2 protein-coding genes are annotated in these 1,515 nt (G+C 52.7%); both read left to right on the top strand.

Annotated elements, in window-relative coordinates:
* Positions 1–341 (top strand): hypothetical protein (locus CA13_RS34410; RefSeq protein ID WP_419193740.1); only part of this gene is annotated, 341 nt, incomplete at its 5' end.
* Positions 342–591: 250 nt separating this feature from the next.
* The gene (locus CA13_RS00175; RefSeq protein ID WP_419193741.1) at positions 592–1,029 is read left to right on the top strand and encodes a hypothetical protein; all 438 of its coding nucleotides are present in this window, start codon (positions 592–594) and stop codon (positions 1,027–1,029) included.
* Positions 1,030–1,515: the final 486 nt, after the last annotated feature.

A 1,515-nucleotide genomic window follows, 5' to 3' on the forward strand; every position in this document is an offset into this window, starting at 1 on the left:
ACTCGGATGAGACCGTGAATGAGAATCTAGCGTTTTGGAGACTTCCGATCCTGGGTTTTCTAGCCATACCTATTTGTGTATCGCTGCCTGATTGGCCTGGTTTACGAATCGCGTTCGTAATTGCAATCGCGATTACCGCGGCACTTGCGATTGGACACACCGCCATGATACTTTGCCACACCTTCGGGCTCTTCGTTGATCGAAGCGATGAGATGGATCGTATTGCACGGTCTGTGCTTATGCGCAACGTTGAACATCGGCGTCTCATGAAATTGCTTCTCGTCACTGATGCGACTTACCTAGCTTGCGCAACGATTTGCATTTTCGTTTTGTCGCGGTGATCGCGGAAGTTTTTCGGCTGATCGAATTCAGGCATTGTTCCAGACTTTCGCTGTTAGTCACCACCAGGACTAGGAATCACTTGAGATCTAACGCCGACGGACTTACGCTGATTGGCGATAACCATGCCATTCACACGAAGGACGGCATGAGACGTTTTACAATGGAAACCACATTGGCCGTCCTCGGTGATGGCGGCCGTTATCCAGTTCAAATCCCACACTACTTCGCAATCTAGCCAGCCATAGCCAAATGAACGACACTGACCCCGTGCAGCAATCGCTTCTCAGTTGGGCAATATCTTCACTCGGACCGATCTATATTATCTTGCTTCCGCTTTCGGCGCTGCTTGGATTCTTGTGCGTGCTTATTTTGCTCTTTCGCGGACGTGGGCCAATGGCCGCCGCTTCAATACTGCTTTTCGTGCACGCTCCGCTGGTGATCGGCATATTCGCTGCGGTTCAAGGGATGATAAACGTCTACTCCGTCATCGGCATGAGTTGGACGACCCCAAAACCCGCTGATCTCGCGGTTGGGTATTCGACTGCACTATTTGCTCCCGCTGTTTCCATGCTTCTGATCGTTCCATCATACCTTGCCGCCGCCGTTGGGACGTTTGTGCGTGCGGTTCTTTCCCGCGATGACGCAAACTCCACCTCTGATTCCATACGAACCAAAACCGAGGGATAACCATGTGATGCAACGGAGGACGGGTGTTCCGTTTTCTCGTCTGCTTGCAAGTCTTTCGGCCCGTCCCCGCTGATCACCACCGTTATCACACTCCGGGCGATTGATGTTCTGCTATGGGGGCGCTGTCGATGATCCGCTGGCAATCGTTTGGTCCGACAACGTCGTTTGTTGCTTTTAAATTGGGACCTCGTTAAACTGATACTGCTAGGGAACGGACAACCGTCACCGAAGGGGCCGAAGGCTAAACGGACGGTGCTCGGTCGATTGATACATCATGGTGACGCGATCGGCGTTTAACCCAAATCCGTGCGATAACCATGTGATGCAACGGAGGACGGGTGGTCCGTTTTCTCGTCTGCTTGCAAGTCTTTCGCCCGTCCCCGCTGATCACCACCGTTATCCGACTAACGACGATCGGTATGCTGGTGTTGGGCCTTGGCGTCACAACACTGGCTTGCGACTGATGCCGGTGAACGATATACCCGA

Origin of the sequence: Novipirellula herctigrandis, from assembly GCA_007859835.1 — a bacterium.
Classification (GTDB): Bacteria; Planctomycetota; Planctomycetia; order Pirellulales; family Pirellulaceae; genus Novipirellula_A; species Novipirellula_A herctigrandis.

Coding starts and splice junctions, on each gene's coding strand:
- CA13_RS00175 (WP_419193741.1), top strand. CDS start 592: ATGAACGACACTGACCCCGTGCAGCAATCGCTTCTCAGTTGGGCAATA.